Genomic DNA, 16,885 nt, shown 5'->3' with positions numbered 1-16,885 from the left:
CTAGGACACGAACCGGCGTGTGGCAAAGAGCCGGAGCGAGGAACGTGCATGGCGGCAGATGGAACCCTGGTGAAGCGCCATTCGGCCTGGGTGCGGATGACGCACTGGTTCAATTTCGTGGCGGTGCTGGTACTGCTGGGCACCGGGCTCAACATCTTCAATGCCCACCCCTACCTCTATTGGGGCGCATCCGGCACGACGGTGGACACCGGAGGCCGCTGGCTGGCAATCGGGTCGCTGCGCGAGCGCGGCATGGTGATGGTCGGCACCACGACTTTCGACACTACCGGGCTGCTCGGCCGATCGGCGGCGAAGAACGGCACTGTGCAGAATATCGCCTTTCCCCATTGGGCGACGATTCCCAGCTGGCGTGACCTCGGGCTGGCGCGCAACTGGCATTTTGCCGCCGCCTGGCTGCTGATCCTGAACGGGGTGGTGTATCTCGCCTATGGTGCGTTCAGCGGCCATTTCCGCCGCAAACTGGTTCCCGGGCCGGCCGAACTCCGGCCGGCCAACATCGCGCGCGATGCGGTGGAGCATCTGAAACTCGAATTCCCGAAGGGCCGCGAAGCGCTCGACTACCAGATTCTGCAGAAGATCGCCTATGCGGGCACGGCACTTCTGCTGCTGCCATTGCTGGTGTTCTCGGGCATCGGCATGGCGCCCGGGATGGACGCCAGCTGGCCGTGGCTCGTCGACCTTTTCGGCGGTCGGCAAAGTGCGCGCTCGGTGCACTTCATCGCCACCAATCTCGTGGTGGCGTTCATTATTGTCCACCTGTTGATGGTGGTGCTGGCAGGGCCGTTCAGGTTGATGCGTGGCATGATCACCGGCTGGCAGCGCGTGGAGACGGCAAAATGAGCATCATGACACGCCGTGGTTTCGGTGGTGGTCTGGTGGCAGGCTCGGGGCTGCTGCTGGCAGGCTGCGATGCGCTGGTGAGCGCGCCACGAGCTCGGGCGCTGGTGCAGGGGGCCGAGCAGGCGACGCAGCGCTGGCAGCGACTGGTGGGGCGCGATGCGTTGGCGCGCGAATTCTCGGCTGCCGACATCTCGCCGGTCTTCAAGGCCAATGGCACGATCGCGCCCGTCGAGCCGGGCTATCAGGCGCATGCGGCAGCCAACTTCGTCGACTGGCGGGTACGCGTGAGCGGCCTTGTCGAGCGGCCGCTGTCGCTGTCGCTGGCGCAACTGCAGGCGCTGCCGGCGCGGAGCCAGATCACGCGGCATGATTGCGTGGAGGGCTGGAGCGCGATTGGCGGCTGGGCCGGGCCGCCGCTGGCATTGCTGTTGAATGCTGCCGGCGTGAAGGCGTCAGCGCGTTATGTCGTGTTCCTGTGCGCCGACAATTATGGCGGAAAGGCCGATGAGGGCGGGCTGAAATCAAGGACCCGCTATTACGAAAGCATCGATCTCGTCGATGCCTGGCATCCGCAGACCATTCTGGCGTTGAGACTCAACAATGCGGCGCTCGATGTGGCGCATGGCGCGCCGGTGCGGCTGCGGGTTGAGCGGCAACTCGGATACAAGCATGCCAAATATGTCGAGGAGATCATGCTTGTCGACGACCTGGCCAGCTTCGGCAGCGGCAGGGGAGGCTATTGGCCTGACCGGGGTTATGAATGGTACGCCGGCATCTAGCCGGTAAAGCTCAGCCCGACCCAGATCGTGCGCGGCTGTGCCAGATCCAGGATTCCGTTGTTGGCGATACCGCTTACCACTTCGGTGTCGGTGAGGTTCTCGCCACGCAGCGTCAGGGCCAGTCGCCTGCCGAGCGCCAGCCGGGCGCCGGCATCGAGTGTGGTGGCGGGTGGCAGGCGGCGGAGGTTCTGGTCGTCCTCGAAGGCTGCTGCCGTGTGGCGCACCGTGGTCGAGAGGCCGACCGGGCCGCCGGCCCAGGCAAGCGTGCCCGATACGCTGGTCGTGGGGCTCTGTGCCGGCCGCAGGCCATCGAGCGACAAGGCCGGGCCCGAGGCGCGCACGCGCGCATCGGCATAGGCGGCGGACAATGTGGCCGTGAAGCCGGCGGCAGTCAGGCTGGCGTCGGCCTCGAAGCCCCTGGTGTCCACACGGTCGAGGTTGGTGCGCTGGCGGTAACTGCCAGCTGCGCTCACAAAGCCGACCTGCGGAAAGGTTCCGGGTCCGCGTGCCAGCGTGACATTGCTTATGGCGCCATCGAGGCGGTTGACGAACCCGGTGATGGCGAGGCGTGCAGCGGGTATCGGTTGCCAGTCCAGCCCGGCTTCGACCCCCGCCGCGCGTTCCAGACCCAGCGCGGGGTTGGCGGCAGTGGCGTCTGCACCCACCCGAAAGGGACGATAGAGCTCGTTCGGTGTGGGCAGGCGGAAGCCGGTGTAGGCGGCGGCGCGCAGCGACAGCGTGTCCACAGGCTTCAGGATCAGCCCGGTGCGCGCGGTGCCGCGCGTGCCCGAGCGAGACGGTGTGAGCAGTGACTGGGTGATGGCGCCGCCGCCGATGACCGATTCGATCAGCCGGCCTTCGGCGATGTGCCAGCGGTCGACGCGTCCGCCTGCGGTCAGGGTAAGGGCTGGCGAGACGTCGATGCTCGCTTCGGCATAGGCACCAGCCGTGCTGGTGGTTCCGCCGGCTTCACGCAGGCCATCGTAGCGACCGCCGGCAAAGCGGAAGAACTCGTTGGTGGTGCCGGTGTTGCGGCGCCAGTCGATTCCGAGCTGCAGGTCGAATGGCAGCGGTGGCCGCACTTCGAGCCGTGCGCCAAGGCCTGTCGCCGGCGTCTTGAACTGGTCGAGACTCGGCGTGGCACTGCGCCGGTCGGCTGCCACAGCGGCGAAGGTGCTGGTAAAATTGCGCGCCTGCACAAAGGCAAGCGCGTCGACGGCCCATTCGCCGCGGTGGATGATCCGCAACGATGCGTCAGCGCCTTCGCTGCTGCTGGTGACAAGATCGAGCCCGCGGGTGCGTTCGTCGGTAAAGGCGCGGAAGCTGGCCTGCACTTCGGTGTCAGGTCCGGCTGGCACCACGGCTCGCAGCGAGCCGCCGGTGCTGCGATAGCGGGCTGCGATATCGATCGGGCCGCGCTGGCTTTCGGGCACAAGGAAGAAGCCGTCACCCTGATCGTGACGGAGGTTGGCGGTGACGAAGCCGCCGCTCAACGGCACCGCCAGCCCGGCGCTGGCCTCGATGCTGTCGCGGCTGCCATAGGCGGCGCTGAGCGAGACCGGGCTGAGCAACTCCGGCCCGGCACTCGTCAGCTCGAGCGTGCCCGCCACGGCACCCGCGCCGAAGGCACCGCCCCCGCCGCCGCGGGTGATTCGTGCCGAAGCGAGGCGTGCAGGGTCGATCGCAGCAAAAGGCAGATACCCGGCAAAGGGATCGGCGATCGGAACGCCATCGAGCAGCACGAGCGCGCGGGATGCGGCATTGCCGCCGAGGGCACGCAGGGTGAGGCCCTGGCTGGTCGGGTTGGCCGATCGACTGTCGGTGCGGCGGAAGCTGGAAAGCCCTGCGATGTCGCGTAGTGCGTCCTCGAGTCGGCCCGAAGCAGTGCCGGCCAGCCGCTCGGGCGTGAGGGTCAGGCTGGAATAAGCTGCAGCCCCGGCGGCCATAGGGAGCGGCCGGCCAGTGACGACGATTTCGATGGCGGGGGGGGATGGGGGTAGCGCGTCCATGTCGCCTCATGGACAGGACGGGGGGCTGCTGGCAAGACCCGGCGCAAGCTTGAATGGGAGAAATTGATGACCGGATGGCTCTATCTGACACTTGCGATAGGCCTTGAGATTGTGGCGACGACGCTGCTCAAGCTCTCCAACGGGCTGGAAAAATGGGGATTTGCAGCAGCATCGATCGGCATTTACGCGCTGTGTTTTCTGGTCCTGGCGCCGGCGCTCAAATCGATCCCGGTCGGCGTGGCCTATGCCGTGTGGAGTGGGGTCGGTATCGTGGCGATGGCAGTGATCGGAATCATCCTGTTCGACCAGCGCTTGAGCTTGGTGCAGATGGGCTGCGTTGCGCTCGTGCTCGTCGGCGCACTGGGGCTGCGGCTGTCCACACCAGCCGGCGGGGAGATATAGGCGATGGGGCGGCTCGGGATATTTCGCACGGCTGGTCTTGCGCTTTTGCTTGGCCTTGCCCCTGCAGGCCATGCTCAGGTCCCAACGGGCGATGTCCCGGCGCTCGGCGAACGCGGCGCACTGCCGGTGGGGGTTCGCAGCGAAACGCTGAGCTTTGGTGATCGTCCGGATCCGACCAGACCCGATGGCAAGGGCGGCTTTGCCACTGCACCTCGTGAGCTGCCGGTAACCCTGTGGTATCCCGCTGCGGCCAGTGCCGCAGCGTCGCAGCGAACCACCTACCGTTACCCCGCAACGCCAGTGGAAACCGTTCCGACCGGCAGTGTGCCCGCCGAAGTCGTGCTCGCCGGGCAGGCCGCGCGCGATGCCGGGCCGGCGGCGGGGCGCTTCCCGCTGCTGGTCATCTCGCACGGGTTCCTCAACCGGGCACTGATGTTTTCGGACCTCGGCGAGCGACTGGCGAGCAAGGGCTATGTCGTTGCGGTGATCGACCATGGAGACCTTGCCGACAACGCCGTGTCGCGCGAGCTGGCGTTCCTGAAAACTGTCTTCCACCGCGCCGCCGACCAACGGCTGGTGATGGCGGAGATCGCCCGCCGCGCCGCCGGCAAGGACGGCTTCTGGTCGCATGTCGATGCTGGCCGCGTGGCATTGGCGGGCTATTCGATGGGCGGCTTCGGCGCGCTTGCCACTGCCGGTGCCGGTTATGATGCCGCCAGCCCGCTCTTCGGCCAGGCAGCGCCCGGTACTGCGGCGCTGCTTGCCGCCACGCCGCCGCCGCCGGCCAATCTGAAGGCCGTCATCGCCTTTGCCCCCTGGGGCGGCGGGCAGCCGCTGCGTGCCTTTTCGGCAGCCGGACTAGGCCGGATCACGCTGCCGACCCTGTTCATTGCCGGCGACGAGGATGACGTTGCCGACTACAAGGGCGGCATCCGCTGGCTGTTCGAGCAGAGCGGCGGCCCCCGCTACATGCTCACCTATGAGAACGCCCGGCACAATGTGGCGAGCAACGCCACGCCGCCCGAGCTCGCTCACCGTTTCGAATATCGCGAGCGACAGGATGAGCCGGTGTGGCGCAAGGACCGGATGCTGGCGATCAACACGCACATGATCACGGCATTTCTCGACTGGCATCTGAAGAGCGATGCGGCTGCGCGGCGGTGGCTCGACGTTCCGATGCCGCGCGCGGTCGATGGCAGCTGGCCTGCCACCGCCCGCAGCGATGCCGGCGCCCGGACCGACGGTCCCCCGAGCTACTGGCCAGGATTCCAGCGGCGTTGGGCGGTGGGGCTGCGAATGGAAAAGCTGGACTAGCTCAACCGGCGGGCTTCATCGCGGCGAGTTGCTCGGCCATAAGCCGGTGCAGCAGGTTGATGGCCTTCAGGGGCCGAACCATGACCTTGAAATGTACGATGCGCCCGTCCGAATTCCAGCGGATCATGTCGATGCCGTTGATGCGGATGCCCTCGACCTCGGTCTCGAATTCAAGCACGGCGCTGTCCGGTGCCAGCCATTCGCCCGTGTAGCGGAAGTCGGGACCGCCGAGCACCTTGTCGGCACTGGCGAGATAGGCATGGACGACCGGGCGACCGCGCTGCGGGGTGTGCACCACAGGGCTTTCGAACACGGCGTGCGGATCGAGCATCTCCCACAGCACCGCATGGTCCGGCGCCTCGATGTAGGCGTGCCAGCGCGCCAGTGGCTGCGCATCAATCATCACGGACGACACCGTAGCCGCGGGCCATCAGATTGGCGATTGTGGTCATCGCCATCAGGTCCAGTTGCACGGCCGGGTGCAGTTCGTCGCGCGCATAACCATGGCCGAGATAGGATTGACCGCAGATTCGCACCGAGACACCCGCCTTGGCCAGGTCCTCGAGCAGCTGCCGGCTGGGGTTCGGAGTCCCGAAGCGCTTCTGGTGTGCGGCATCGGTGAGGAGGTTCACATCGGGGGCGCCGTGCACGACAATCGCAATGTCCCCGGCGGCCGGGCGCACGCCATTGGCGGCCATGGCGTTGAGCATGGCGGCAGCCCGGCGCAGCGTCTGGTGTGGCTTGGTTTTGTCGGCGTTGGGCTCGGACACATCGAAGAGAATCCGGTAGCGCAGCGACGGGTCGGGCCGCTCCATCGCGCCGGGAATGTCCTTGGGCGTCGGGTTGCTGGGAACGGCGGGGGTCTGGGCCAGGCTGGCACCGGCGAACCCCAGAGCAATCGCGGCAATGAGAATTCGCATTCGGCATCCTTTTTCGTGGCAGGCGAAGCGTAGCAAGCGGCTTCCGCGCCTGCCAGCGGGAATGCGCTGCCCGAGTGACAGCGTGTCGCAGCATTTCTTCACGGGGGAACGCCGCATGCTGGCCGTATTGTGCAGATAAGTCGCCGGAAATTCCACCAATCTCACACGAGTGTTGCCCGCATGACGATCCCGTTCCGCCCGGCGCTGGCGACCAGCCGCCATGCCCTGGCGCTCGCTCTCGTGTGGACAGTTCCCCTCGCCGCTGCACCGGTGTCCGCTCCCTCCGACATCTTGCAGCCGGCGCCCGCCACGGGCAGCGAACCCCCGGTGGCAGAAGACGATGTCGCGATCGATCCCGAGGAAGGTGAAATCGTTGTGACTGGCACTTTCCAGCGGGGCGGCGTGCTAGGAGACATCCAGGCAGAAGTGCAGCTCGATGCGGCCGACATAAGCGCGTTCGGCGCTGGTAGTCTTGCCGATCTGTTGCAGGAACTGGGGCCGCAGCTACGCTCGGGGCGGGGGCGCGGCGGCGAGCCGCCGGTGGTGCTCGTCAATGGCAGGCGCGTGTCGGGCTTTGCCGAGATTCGCAACCTGCCCCCCGAAGCGCTTGAGCGGGTTGATATCCTGCCCGAGGAAGTCGCGCTGAAGTACGGCTTTCGCGCCGACCAGCGCGTCATCAACTTCGTTCTTCGCGAGCGCTTCAATGCGGTCACGGTCGAGCTGGAACCGGGCTTTGCCACCGATGGCGGGCGGTCGACTCTCGAAGCCGAGGGCAATCTGCTGCGTCTTTCCAATGGCACGCGCTTGAGCTTCGAGGCCGAATATGAGCGCGAGAACCCGCTGCTCGAAGCTGAGCGGCTGATCACGACGCCGCCGCAGGGGCAGCCATTTTCCTATGCGGGCGGCCTGGCCGGGCAGGGTGGCGCCACCGCAGCGGCCTTTGGCGAGATCGATCCCGCGCTGTCCGCGCTGCTCGGAACGCCGACTGGGCTGGTGGGGGTACCAGGGGTGGCCGCAACGCGCGCGCAGGTGCTGGCGGACTTTGGTGGCGCCATTGCCAATGCGGCCGACACCACCGACCTGACGCCCTTCCGCACGCTGCTGCCGCAAACCGAGCGGCTGAGCCTTGGCGCCACCTACAATCGCAACATCGGCAGCGTGTCGGCAACCATCTCGGGTCGCTTCGAAAGCAACAACAGCGAAGCGCGGCTGGGGCTGCCGGGCGTGAGCCTGGCCCTTCCTGCAGCCAACCCGTTCAATCCCTTTGCCAATCCCGTGTCGCTGTTCCGCTATGGTGAAGGCACGGGTCCGTTGCTGCGCCAGACCGAAAACCTGACCGGCCGCGTGGGCGTGGCGCTCAACGGGGATGTCGGCGCCTGGCGCTGGAGCCTCAACGTCAATTATGACCGCGCAGAAACCGACACGCTGACCGATCGGGGGCTGGACACAGCCGCGCTGCAGGCGCGGCTTGATGCAGGTGATCCGGCGTTCAACCCATTCAGTGCCGGAGCCATCGCCGGCACGCTGCGGCAGGACCGGGCGCGCGCCACCACCGACCTTGGTGAAGCCGAGCTTGTTGCGACCGGCAGCCCGCTGCTGCTGCCGGCCGGTGCGGTTTCGACCACTTTCAAGGCCGGCTTCGAGACACGCCGGCAAGGGTCGATATCCGATCGCGGCGGGCTTGTTCAGGAGGTCGATCTCAGCCGCAACCAGGGCCGGTTCCAGACGAGCGTCGATGTGCCGCTCACGAGCACGCGCAACGATGTGCTTGCAGGCATTGGAGATTTTTCGCTCAACTTCAATGCCAGCCTTGATCAGCTTTCCGATCTGGGATCGCTTGTGACCTATGGCTATGGCCTCAACTGGGCGCCCACTTCGAGGCTGCGACTGCTGGTGTCGGTGAGCGAGGAAGAGGCGGCACCAAGCATCCAGCAGCTTGGCAATCCGCTTATCGTCACTCCGAATGTGCGGGTGTTCGATCTGGTGAATGGCGAGACGGTGGATATCACCCGGCTCGATGGGGGCAATGCGGGGTTGAGCAGCGACAGCCGGCGGGTGATCAAGGTCGGGGGCAATTGGAAACCCTTTGCGGCGTCCGAACTCAGCTTGAGCGTCAACTTCATCGACAGCCGGCTGCGGGGGCAGGTGTCGGGGTTTCCGACGGCGACTCCGGAGATCGAAGCGGCATTTCCCGAACGATTTGTGCGGGATGACAATGGGCGGCTGATCCAGATCGACAATCGTCCGATCAATTTTGCCGGCGCGGACCGGCAGGAGATCCGCACCGGGCTCTCGTTGTTTCAGGCGCTCAAGCCCTCGAAAGCCGAGCAGGCGGCCGCCGAGGCGCGCCGGGCGCAATTTGCAGCCCGTCGACCGGCAGGCGCGGCTGCCGAGGGGCGTCCAGGGGGTGCCGGGGGGGGTACTGGGGGGGGTGCCGGGGGGCGTCCCGGGGGTGGCGGTGGACGGGGCTTCGGGGGTCCTGGCGGGGGCGGCGGGCGGGTGTTCGTGTCGCTGTTCCACACGCTCCACACGATCAACCGCATCAGCATCCGGGAAGGGGTGCCCGATCTCGATCTGCTTGGCGGCAGCGCCACCGGCGCGCGAGGCGGCCAACCGCGGCATGAGGTCGAGTTTCGCGTGGGTGCCAACAAGGCCGGGTTCGGTGGCCGGTTGAGCCTCGACTGGCGGGCCGGCACCACGGTTCGTACCGACCCTTCGAGCCCGGTGCAGGCCGATGGCGATCTGCGTTTCGGCGGCCTGGCCACCATGGGGCTGCGGCTGTTTGCCGATCTGGGGCAGCAGCGGACACTGGTGGAGGCGGTGCCGTTCCTGCGTGGCAGCCGGCTGAGCCTCAATGTAGACAATCTGGCCAATGCCCGGTTGCAGGTTCGCAACCGGCTCGGAGAGGTGCCGATTGGTTACCAGCCGGACCAGCTTGATCCGCTCGGGCGCACGATTGGCGTGCAATTTCGCAAGGTTTTCTTCGCGCGGCCGCCAGGTGGCGGTACCGCCGGCGCACCGCCAGCGTAAACCTTACCCGCACTTCACCATCATGCTGCCTAGGTGGGTCGGGTGCTTGTGTCGTTGATTGGGATGTCGGCCAGCTGGGCACAATCGCCCGGCAAGCCGCATGGCAATCAGGGAGAAGACACAATGTCGTCAAATCGGATTCTTACTGTCAGCAGCTCGGCAGAGTTCACGCTGGCGCTGCGGGCGGTACGTGCCGGCGGTGTCGACACCATTCTCGTGGCACCCGGGTCCTATGGAACCCTGAACATCAGCAGCGTGAATCCCACCGGCACGCTCACGATCAGGCCGCTCGATGCCGATGCGGGTGCCACCTTCAGCCAGATGCGACTGATCCGTTCGAGCAACATCACGATGGAGGGTTTCACGCTCTCCAATCCGATTGCGCCCGGTCAGGGCCGCGCTTCGGCGATGCAGATCAACAAGTCGTCCGACATCGCGATTTCGGACTTTACCGTGCAGGGCTCGCTCGATGGCGATGTGTCCAACGATGCCCAGGGGCTCAACATCATCGAGAGCAGCCGGGTGGTGGTGCTCAATTCGGCTTTCCAGCAGGTGTCGACCGGGATCACCGTCGGCCGGTCGAGCGATGTGGTGATTGCCGGCAACTCGATCATCGAGGCGCGCGAAGGCGTGAACATGAGCGGCGTGACCAACGGGCTCTTCGAGCGCAACTATCTCGCCGATTTCCAGCCGATGCCGGGTGATCATCCCGACTTCTTCCAGATCCACGCTGTCGGTCCCGCCGTGGGCAGCAGCAACATGGTGTTTCGCGACAATGTGATGATCGAGCGCGGCGAAGTGTCGATCGGCGGCATCTTCATCAAGAGCGAGAATGTCGCCAAGGGCGTGCGCCACGAGAACATCACGATCGAGAACAATTTCTACGAGGGCACCTATCGCAACGCCATTGCCGTGAGCAATGCCGATGGGGTGAAGATCGAAAGCAACACTGTCCTTGAAAGCCAGAGGGTCACCCATGCCTCGGCGATCATCGTTGACGATGTCAGCCGCGCGACCGTGGCCAACAATATCGCACCGATGTTCATCGACACCAAGCGCAACGGCCTGCTGAGCGATGTGGTGTGGGAGAACAACATCGATGTCGTCGATCGCCGCTTCGGCGGGCAGGCGACGGCTGCCGAGCTTTTCGACCGCAACTATGGCGACATGACCAACGAGAGCATGATGGTGCGGGCCGGCAGCATGGCCGATATCCAGGGCGCCGGCGCACGGATCGAAGGCGCATGGGGTGCGCCGGCTGCGCCGACAGACATGCTGCTCAGCCGTTCCGGCATGCTGATGGGCGACCTTCCGGCGCTTGTGCATTTCGTCTGATCGACAAGGCTCTGCATGCAAGCCGGCCGTGGCCCCTGAAGGGCCGCGGCCGGCTTTGCCATGGCGCTGTCATGTTACCCGGCTAGACCCGCATTTCGCCAGAATCAAAACGGGGTCCAGCTCTTCGGTGTGGAGTGTTTTTATCGGAAAAACGATGAACACATTTTTCCGAAACACACTTTAGAGTCGCGACCGGGAGAAGCTATGATCCGTGTCCTTGTCGTTTCGGGAGCCTTGCTGATGAGCCATGCCGGGGATGCAGCGCCGCTGCCACCCAGCTTGCGGGCCGGGCCGCCGCCGGGGCTGCCGGTGATCATCGCGCACCGCGGCGCCAGCGCCGAGCGGCCCGAGCACACGCTGCTCGCCTATGAACGCGCGATCGAGGAGGGCGCCGACTTCATCGAGCCCGACCTGGTGGCGACGAAGGATCATCGGCTGGTGGCGCGGCACGAGAACGAGATCTCGGGCACCACCGATGTGGCCGACAAGCCCGAATTCGCCGGCCGCAAGCGGACGCAGATGATCGATGGCGAAAGCGTGACCGGCTGGTTCACCGAGGATTTTACCCTGGCCGAGCTGAAGACGCTGCGCGCCAGGGAGCGGCTTCCGCAGCTTCGTCCCGCCAACACGGCTTTCGACGGTCAGGCCGCGATTCCGACGCTCGAAGAGATCATTGCCCTCGCCAAGGCGGCGAGTGCACGCACCGGGCGGGTGATCGGCATCTACCCCGAGACCAAGCATCCGACGCATTTCCAGAAAATTCGGTTGCCGCTCGAGCCCGTGCTGCTGGCGGCCCTCGCCAGTGCCGGCTGGACCAGCGCGAACGACCCGGTGTTCATCCAGTCCTTCGAAGTGGACAATCTGAAGGCACTGCGCGGCCAGACCGAGGTGCGGCTGGTGCAGCTTATGGCGCCCGAGGGGGCGTCGGCGGATGGCTACAGCTATGCGGACATGCGCAGCGCCGCGGGGCTGGCGAAGGTGGCGAACTATGCCGATGCCATCGGGCCCGAACGCGGGCTGATCATCCCGCGTGACAAGGATGGCGTGCTGGGCGCGCCGACCTCGCTTGTGGCGGACGCGCACTATGCCGGGCTCGAAGTGCATCCCTGGACCTTCCGGCCCGAGAATTTCTTCCTTGCCGCGCGCTTCCGCCAGGGGGCCAACCCGGTGGCGCGGGGCGATGCCGAGGCCGAGATCAGGCTGTATCTGGAAGCGGGCATCGACGGGGTGTTTTCGGACAGCCCGGCGGCGGCCGCCGCGGCTATCGGGCCGGGCCAGCCCCGGAGCCCGTCCGGGGATAATCGACCAGGAAATTGACGTTGGCGGCGGCGATCGGCTTGGCGCGGTCGGCCTGCCAGGCGCGCGCTGACACATTGACGATGCGGCGGCCGAGGCGGGTGATCTCGGCGGTGGCGGTCGTGAGCTGCGGCGCGCCCTCGCGCATGAAATCGACGGTGATGGTGACCGGGCGGATGCGTGGCGCCGCGTCGGCGTCGGGCAGGGCGGTGATCACCCGTGCCAGCGCGGCGATTTCGAGCAGGCCGGCAATGGCGCCGCCGTGCAGCCGGCCGGGGGCGCCGACCAGCCCGATGGCGAAAGGCATCGTCAGGTGGAATTCGTCCGCCACCCGCTCGAAGGCGAGGTCGAGCAGCTTGCCATAGGGCAGCGCGTCGAGCCGGCCGTGCGGCTGGGTGCGCAACAGTGCAGCGAGACCGGCGCTGGTCATTTGGGGCCTGCTAACATGCCCTCGGCCGGCTTGGCCGAAGACATGCCCTCGGCCGGCTTGGCCGAAAACATGAACGTGCCGGCCATGTTGGCGATCGGGTCTGCCGGGTCGCCGTCATGGGCGAGCCCGCGGACGAAGGCGATCTGGCGGGTGAGGCGGTAGCATTCGCCGCGGCCGATGATGGTGGCGCGCGGCTTCGGTGCTCGGAGGTAATCGAGCCTGAGGTCGAGCGTGGCGTGCGGCTCGAGGGTGTTGCGGCGGACGAACACGGAAAAGCCGGCGGCGGAGTCCATCAACGTGAAGATCGCCCCTGACGCGATGATGCCATAATCGGGATCGGCCAGCTGCTGCTCGGCGAAGGGCATGGCGAGCTCGGCCCAGTCGGCGCCGTGCGCCTGATAGGCGATGCCAAGGGCGGCCAGATGCGGCACGCCGTTCATGAAGCGCTGGATGAAGCGTTGCTGGCGGGTGTCGGTCTCGGATGGATCGATCATGCCGACAGGTCGCCGATTCGCGCAACCATCGAGGCAAGTCCCTGGGTGCGGTTGGAGCTGAGGTGGCGGGCGAGGCCGAGGCTGTCGAGCCGGGCGCGGATGCCGGCGGGGTCGATTTCGGCAGCGGGGCGATCGTTGACGAGCATCAGCACCAGCGCCACCAGTCCCTTGACGATGGCGGCATCGGAATCGGCGGTGAAGTGGAGGGTTTCCCCGGGGCCCTGGTCGTCGCGGGTGGCGTGGAGCCAGACCTGGCTGGCGCAACCGCGCACCTTGGTTGCGTCGGTCTTGAGGGCTTCGGGCATCGGCGCGAGGTCGCGGCCGAGCTGGATCAGCAAGCGGTAGCGGTCGTCCCAATCGTCAAAGGCTTCGAATTCGGCCTCGACATCATCAAAAGTGGCAATCGGCATTGGTGGCACATGGCGGCTCGGTGCCGGAGGGTCAAGTTGGCGGGATGAAGCGGGGGGTCAGAAGTCCACGCCCGAGGCGATGGCTTCGAGCTTGCGGACCCGCTCCTTGAGGTCGGCAAGATCTATGCGCTGGCCGATGACAGGTTCGGTGCCCGTATTGGTGTTGGCCGGCATCTTCTGGAGCTCCATTTCGCGCGCCCGAAGCTTGAGCCAGCTCACCCAGGCCCAGGCGGCAAGGCCGGCGAAGATGAGCATGCCGATGAGCGCTGTGCCACCGAGAACGAGAAGGGTTTCAACGCTGAGCATTGTCGGTCTCCTGTGCGGGTGCTGCGGGCTTGTGCGGGAGTGACTTCAATCCGTCGATTTCGTCGGAAAGGCGTTTTGCCGGGTCGGTGGCGAGGCGTTCGAGCACCTGGATGCGTTCGTTCAGCCGAGCGACCTCTGATTGCAGCCGTCGGGCTTCCGCCGTGTCCGGGGCGGGCGGCGGGTTCTTGAGGGCGAGCTTCTGGCGGCTCTGGTAGATGCGGCCGATCGTGACGATGAGCACGATGAAGACGACCATGGTGTAGACGGACATTGGCGAAATTCCTCCCCTCTCGATCGGATGGGCTCAGTTGAGCGCCTTGGTGTCGAGTGCGTCGATCTCGGCGGCGAGCCGGGCCCCGCGATCGACGGCGATGCGTTCGAGCACCGCCAGCCGGTCCTTCACCCCGGAAAGCTCGGCACGGAGCTGGGCGTTTTCCTGGGCGACGAGCTTGACGCGTTCCTCGGTCTCGGCGCTGCGGGCGGGGAGCATCGGCTTGCCCCAGCTCGATTCGAGCGGATAGCCATTCTTGACACGCATCCAGGTCGTCATCACCCAGCCCATGGTGCCGAGGAAGACGGCGCTGACGCCGACCGGGGCAAGGGCTTCGAGTACTGCGGGGTCGATGGCCATGGTCTGGTCCTCAATTGATCTTCGGGGTTTCGCGCAGGCTTTCGATCTGCGCTGTCAGCCCCTCGTTGCGGTCGGTGACGATGCGGTTGAGCACCGCGACATGGGCCTCGAGCCGTTCGATCTTGGCGGCATATTGGGCGGCGTTTTCGGCCGTCAGCCGCGCGGTGAGTTCGAGCTGCTTCTCTTTCAAACTGGCCCAGCGCTTGAACACCTGGGTGAAAATGCCCCCGGCGATGGCGACAATGGGGATCAGCATGCCGAACAGCGGGATGAGGTAACGGATATTGTCAGACATTTGGCTCTCCTCCTGCTGCGCTCAGCGCAGCTCCTCGATTTGATTGGCCAGCCGGTTGGCAGGATCGATGGTGATGCGCTCGAGGACGGCAGTGCGCTCTTCGAGCCGGGCGAGCTTGGAACGCAGCATCTCGTTTTCGCTTTCGAGAAGGTCGTTCTGGCGCTTGAGGTCATTGTCGAGCTTGCTGGTGGTGCCACCCCATTCATTCTCGATCGGGTAACCGTGGCGGGCGCGGATCGCGGTGGTGATGATCCAGCCGATGAAGCTCATCGCGATAATGACAAGGACGAAGGTGGGTCCGCCGAATTGCATGGTTTGTGCTCCCCTGTTGGCAACCGCTCAGCGCAGGTCTTCGATTTCGCGAGCGAGCTTGCTGTTGTTGGTGGTGACATAGGCCTCGATGTCGCGCAGCCGGCGATCGGCATCGCGGAAGGCGGCGTTGACATCGCGGATGGTGCGCTTGGGGGCGACGCGGACGCCGGTCCAGAAGCGTCGATCATCGGCGCTCTCGTCATAAAGGGCCAGCGGCTTGGGCTCGGCCATGAAGGCGATGACGAGGTAGATGAGCGGCAGGAACCCGACCCCCATGATCGTGGCGGCGACCAGTCCGACGCGCACCCAGAGCGGATCCCAGCCGAAATAGTCGGCGATGCCCGAGCAGACGCCGGCGAGGCGCTTGTTGCGCTTGTCGAGATAGAATTTGGTGCGGCGGGCGGACATGAGGTGATCCTTTTTTCTTGGTTCAGGCTTTGGGGGCCAGGAAGCCGATCAGCAGGTAGATGAGCAGCAGCGAGCCAAAGCCGAAGATGGTGCCGATGACGAAGCCGATGCGGACGATGGTGGCATCGATGCCGGTGTAGTTGGCGATGCCGGCGCAGACGCCCATCAGCTTGGCGGCGGGCTTGTCGAGGTGGAAGCGTTTGGCGGGCACGGTCATGGTGGCGTTCCTTCTATGCATGGGCCTTTTCAGCGCAGGCGGCGGAGGTTTTCCGGCTCGTCGGCGGGGGACAGGCGCGAGCGGTTGCTCGACGCGCTGTCGGCGAGGCGGCCATCTTTCCAGTTCGGATCATCGGCGGCGATGATGCGCTCGATGCTGTGGAGGCGATCGTCGAGGCGGCGCGCCATCTCGTGGAGATCGTCGAGCAGCACTTCATCCTGCTGGCTTATGCCCTGGCCGGATTTCCACCGGGTGAGATAGTGGAGGACGAGCCAGGGCAGCCCGATGAACAGGATGCCGAGAACGACGGCGATGGTGAAGAAATCTTCCATGGCGATCAACCTTCCCGGGCAGTGAGGCGCGCCTTGAGGGCGGCGAGTTCGGCGGAGACTTCATCGTCGGCGGAGAGCTCGGCGAATTCGTCGGCGAGGGTGCGGGCCGGGCCACCGAGTGCCAGCGCATCGGCGCGGCCTTCTGCGAGATCGGCACGGCGCTCCATCACCTCGAAGCGGGCGAAGGCATCGTCGACACGCGGGCCCTTGATCATCTCGCGCAGCTTGGAGCGCTGGGTGGCGCTCTCGATGCGGTTGAGCAGGCCGTTCTGGCGGGCGCGGGCTTCGCGCAGCTTGGCTTCCAATTTGGCGATATCGGCTTCGTTGAGCGCCAGGCTGTCTTCCAGCGCCGACACTTCGGCTTCGGTCTGCTCGACGAACGAGCGGGCCTTGGACTTTTCGACCAGGGCGGCGCGCGCGAGATCCTCGCGGCCCTTGCTCAGTGCCAGCTCGGCCTTTTCGCCCCAGTCACCCTGCGCTTTTTCGGCACGAATGATGGCGCGGCGCATCTCCTTCTGGTCGGCGATGGTGCGGGCGGCGCTGGCGCGGACTTCGACCAGCGTCTCCTCCATCTCCATGATGATCATGCGGATCATCTTCGCCGGGTCCTCGGCCTTGTCGAGAAGGTCGGTGACGTTGGCGGCGATGATGTCGCGGGTGCGGGAGAAGATGCCCATGGTGTTGATGCTCCAGTTTCGATCGGGGGTTTGCCGGTCCTGATTCTGCCGGGGCCTGTGGCCGGCGAAGGGGTCGGTCCGGCGGGAAAGGCGGGGGATGGTTCCCGTCAGTTCCAGCCGGCCGGTCCCGACAAGCGGCACCAGGTCATTTGCCACCGATGATAGCCGAAGCCTGCTGGATTTCCACAATTTGCGCCTCGGCGGGGCCGGCGGCGGCGAGGATGAAGGTGGTGCCGAGCACGAAAGCGGCGAGGGTGGCGCCGATGGTGCGGGCGATTTCGCGAGGGTTGAAGCGGTTGGTCATGGTCGGTCTCCGTAATCTGCAAGGCGGGTTGTGGGCCCGATGCGAAGAGCTTTGCATGAGACGTGCCAGTTTTTGCTGTAAATCCAAGCCACTGGAAAAGCCGGAAATCCTTTGGCACTAATA

General features: G+C 65.8%; 23 protein-coding genes. 7 read left to right on the top strand and 16 right to left on the bottom strand.

Features of this window, described 5'->3' with window-relative positions; all coding sequences use genetic code 11:
- Positions 1–48 precede the first annotated feature (48 nt).
- Both FHS79_RS07215 and FHS79_RS07210 read left to right on the top strand, forming a co-directional pair.
- On the top strand, positions 49–861 hold the full coding sequence (locus FHS79_RS07215) for a cytochrome b/b6 domain-containing protein (protein ID WP_184197583.1): 813 nt from the start codon (positions 49–51) through the stop codon (positions 859–861).
- Complete coding sequence (locus FHS79_RS07210) at positions 858–1,640, top strand: molybdopterin-dependent oxidoreductase (protein WP_184197580.1); 783 nt, start codon at positions 858–860, stop codon at positions 1,638–1,640. Before FHS79_RS07215 ends, FHS79_RS07210 begins: the two co-directional genes overlap by 4 nt.
- On the opposite strand, the gene FHS79_RS07205 is transcribed toward FHS79_RS07210, so the two are convergent.
- Complete coding sequence (locus FHS79_RS07205; protein ID WP_184197578.1) at positions 1,637–3,649, bottom strand: TonB-dependent receptor; 2,013 nt, start codon at positions 3,647–3,649, stop codon at positions 1,637–1,639. The two genes, FHS79_RS07210 and FHS79_RS07205, sit on opposite strands and share 4 nt — an antisense overlap.
- A gap of 66 nt (positions 3,650–3,715) precedes the next feature.
- On the opposite strand from FHS79_RS07205, the gene FHS79_RS07200 reads away from it, so the two are divergent.
- Positions 3,716–4,051 (top strand): DMT family transporter, encoded by a 336-nt coding sequence (locus FHS79_RS07200; RefSeq protein WP_184197576.1) that lies wholly within the window; start codon positions 3,716–3,718, stop codon positions 4,049–4,051.
- A gap of 3 nt (positions 4,052–4,054) precedes the next feature.
- Entirely contained in the window at positions 4,055–5,365 is a 1,311-nt protein-coding gene (locus FHS79_RS07195) for an alpha/beta hydrolase family protein (RefSeq protein ID WP_184197574.1), read from the top strand.
- A gap of 1 nt (position 5,366) precedes the next feature.
- Here FHS79_RS07195 and FHS79_RS07190 read toward each other — a convergent pair whose 3' ends face one another.
- Complete coding sequence (locus FHS79_RS07190) at positions 5,367–5,768, bottom strand: nuclear transport factor 2 family protein (protein ID WP_184197905.1); 402 nt, start codon at positions 5,766–5,768, stop codon at positions 5,367–5,369.
- Entirely contained in the window at positions 5,761–6,285 is a 525-nt protein-coding gene (locus tag FHS79_RS07185) for a DsrE family protein (protein ID WP_184197572.1), read from the bottom strand. The genes FHS79_RS07190 and FHS79_RS07185 overlap by 8 nt, the downstream gene beginning before the upstream one ends.
- A 180-nt stretch (positions 6,286–6,465) precedes the next feature.
- Here FHS79_RS07185 and FHS79_RS07180 point away from each other — a divergent pair, with 180 nt between their 5' ends.
- From FHS79_RS07180 to FHS79_RS07170, 3 genes are all read left to right on the top strand, one after another.
- Complete coding sequence (locus FHS79_RS07180) at positions 6,466–9,315, top strand: TonB-dependent receptor (protein ID WP_184197569.1); 2,850 nt, start codon at positions 6,466–6,468, stop codon at positions 9,313–9,315.
- Between the two features lie 123 nt (positions 9,316–9,438).
- Entirely contained in the window at positions 9,439–10,650 is a 1,212-nt protein-coding gene (locus tag FHS79_RS07175; protein ID WP_184197566.1) for a NosD domain-containing protein, read from the top strand.
- Positions 10,651–10,854: 204 nt separating this feature from the next.
- The gene (locus FHS79_RS07170; RefSeq protein ID WP_184197563.1) at positions 10,855–11,967 is read left to right on the top strand and encodes a glycerophosphodiester phosphodiesterase; all 1,113 of its coding nucleotides are present in this window, start codon (positions 10,855–10,857) and stop codon (positions 11,965–11,967) included.
- Here the strand turns inward: FHS79_RS07170 and FHS79_RS07165 are convergent.
- The 13 genes from FHS79_RS07165 to FHS79_RS07105 form a co-directional block, all read right to left on the bottom strand.
- Positions 11,912–12,376, bottom strand: coding sequence for a PaaI family thioesterase (locus FHS79_RS07165; protein ID WP_184197561.1), 465 nt, complete (start codon positions 12,374–12,376; stop codon positions 11,912–11,914). The two genes, FHS79_RS07170 and FHS79_RS07165, sit on opposite strands and share 56 nt — an antisense overlap.
- Positions 12,373–12,870 (bottom strand): PaaI family thioesterase, encoded by a 498-nt coding sequence (locus tag FHS79_RS07160; protein WP_184197559.1) that lies wholly within the window; start codon positions 12,868–12,870, stop codon positions 12,373–12,375. The genes FHS79_RS07165 and FHS79_RS07160 overlap by 4 nt, the downstream gene beginning before the upstream one ends.
- Positions 12,867–13,280 carry a SufE family protein gene (locus FHS79_RS07155; RefSeq protein ID WP_207792256.1) on the bottom strand — a complete coding sequence of 138 codons (414 nt, stop codon included), beginning with the start codon at positions 13,278–13,280 and terminating at the stop codon, positions 12,867–12,869. The genes FHS79_RS07160 and FHS79_RS07155 overlap by 4 nt, the downstream gene beginning before the upstream one ends.
- 57 nt (positions 13,281–13,337) lie before the next feature.
- Entirely contained in the window at positions 13,338–13,586 is a 249-nt protein-coding gene (locus FHS79_RS07150) for a hypothetical protein (RefSeq protein WP_184197556.1), read from the bottom strand.
- A complete protein-coding gene (locus FHS79_RS07145; RefSeq protein ID WP_184197553.1) occupies positions 13,573–13,857 on the bottom strand; it encodes a hypothetical protein in 285 nt (94 codons plus the stop codon). The genes FHS79_RS07150 and FHS79_RS07145 overlap by 14 nt, the downstream gene beginning before the upstream one ends.
- A gap of 33 nt (positions 13,858–13,890) precedes the next feature.
- Entirely contained in the window at positions 13,891–14,217 is a 327-nt protein-coding gene (locus FHS79_RS07140) for a hypothetical protein (protein WP_184197550.1), read from the bottom strand.
- 10 nt (positions 14,218–14,227) lie between these two features.
- The gene (locus tag FHS79_RS07135) at positions 14,228–14,512 is read right to left on the bottom strand and encodes a BAR domain-containing protein (RefSeq protein WP_184197547.1); all 285 of its coding nucleotides are present in this window, start codon (positions 14,510–14,512) and stop codon (positions 14,228–14,230) included.
- A 21-nt stretch (positions 14,513–14,533) separates the two neighbouring features.
- Entirely contained in the window at positions 14,534–14,824 is a 291-nt protein-coding gene (locus tag FHS79_RS07130) for a coiled-coil domain-containing protein (protein WP_184197544.1), read from the bottom strand.
- 27 nt (positions 14,825–14,851) lie between these two features.
- A complete protein-coding gene (pspC, locus tag FHS79_RS07125; RefSeq protein WP_184197542.1) occupies positions 14,852–15,232 on the bottom strand; it encodes an envelope stress response membrane protein PspC in 381 nt (126 codons plus the stop codon).
- A gap of 22 nt (positions 15,233–15,254) precedes the next feature.
- On the bottom strand, positions 15,255–15,449 hold the full coding sequence (locus FHS79_RS07120; protein ID WP_243452737.1) for a PspC domain-containing protein: 195 nt from the start codon (positions 15,447–15,449) through the stop codon (positions 15,255–15,257).
- 29 nt (positions 15,450–15,478) lie between these two features.
- Positions 15,479–15,781 (bottom strand): envelope stress response membrane protein PspB, encoded by a 303-nt coding sequence (pspB, locus tag FHS79_RS07115; RefSeq protein WP_184197536.1) that lies wholly within the window; start codon positions 15,779–15,781, stop codon positions 15,479–15,481.
- 5 nt (positions 15,782–15,786) lie between these two features.
- Positions 15,787–16,458 carry a phage shock protein PspA gene (gene pspA / locus FHS79_RS07110; RefSeq protein ID WP_184197900.1) on the bottom strand — a complete coding sequence of 224 codons (672 nt, stop codon included), beginning with the start codon at positions 16,456–16,458 and terminating at the stop codon, positions 15,787–15,789.
- 145 nt (positions 16,459–16,603) lie between these two features.
- Positions 16,604–16,762, bottom strand: coding sequence for a hypothetical protein (locus FHS79_RS07105; protein ID WP_184197533.1), 159 nt, complete (start codon positions 16,760–16,762; stop codon positions 16,604–16,606).
- Positions 16,763–16,885 lie beyond the last annotated feature (123 nt).

This window comes from Polymorphobacter multimanifer, from assembly GCF_014205635.1.
Classification (GTDB): Bacteria; Pseudomonadota; Alphaproteobacteria; order Sphingomonadales; family Sphingomonadaceae; genus Sandarakinorhabdus; species Sandarakinorhabdus multimanifer.
Note: the sequence above shows the minus strand (reverse complement) of the source record. Positions and strands in the feature narration are given on the sequence as shown.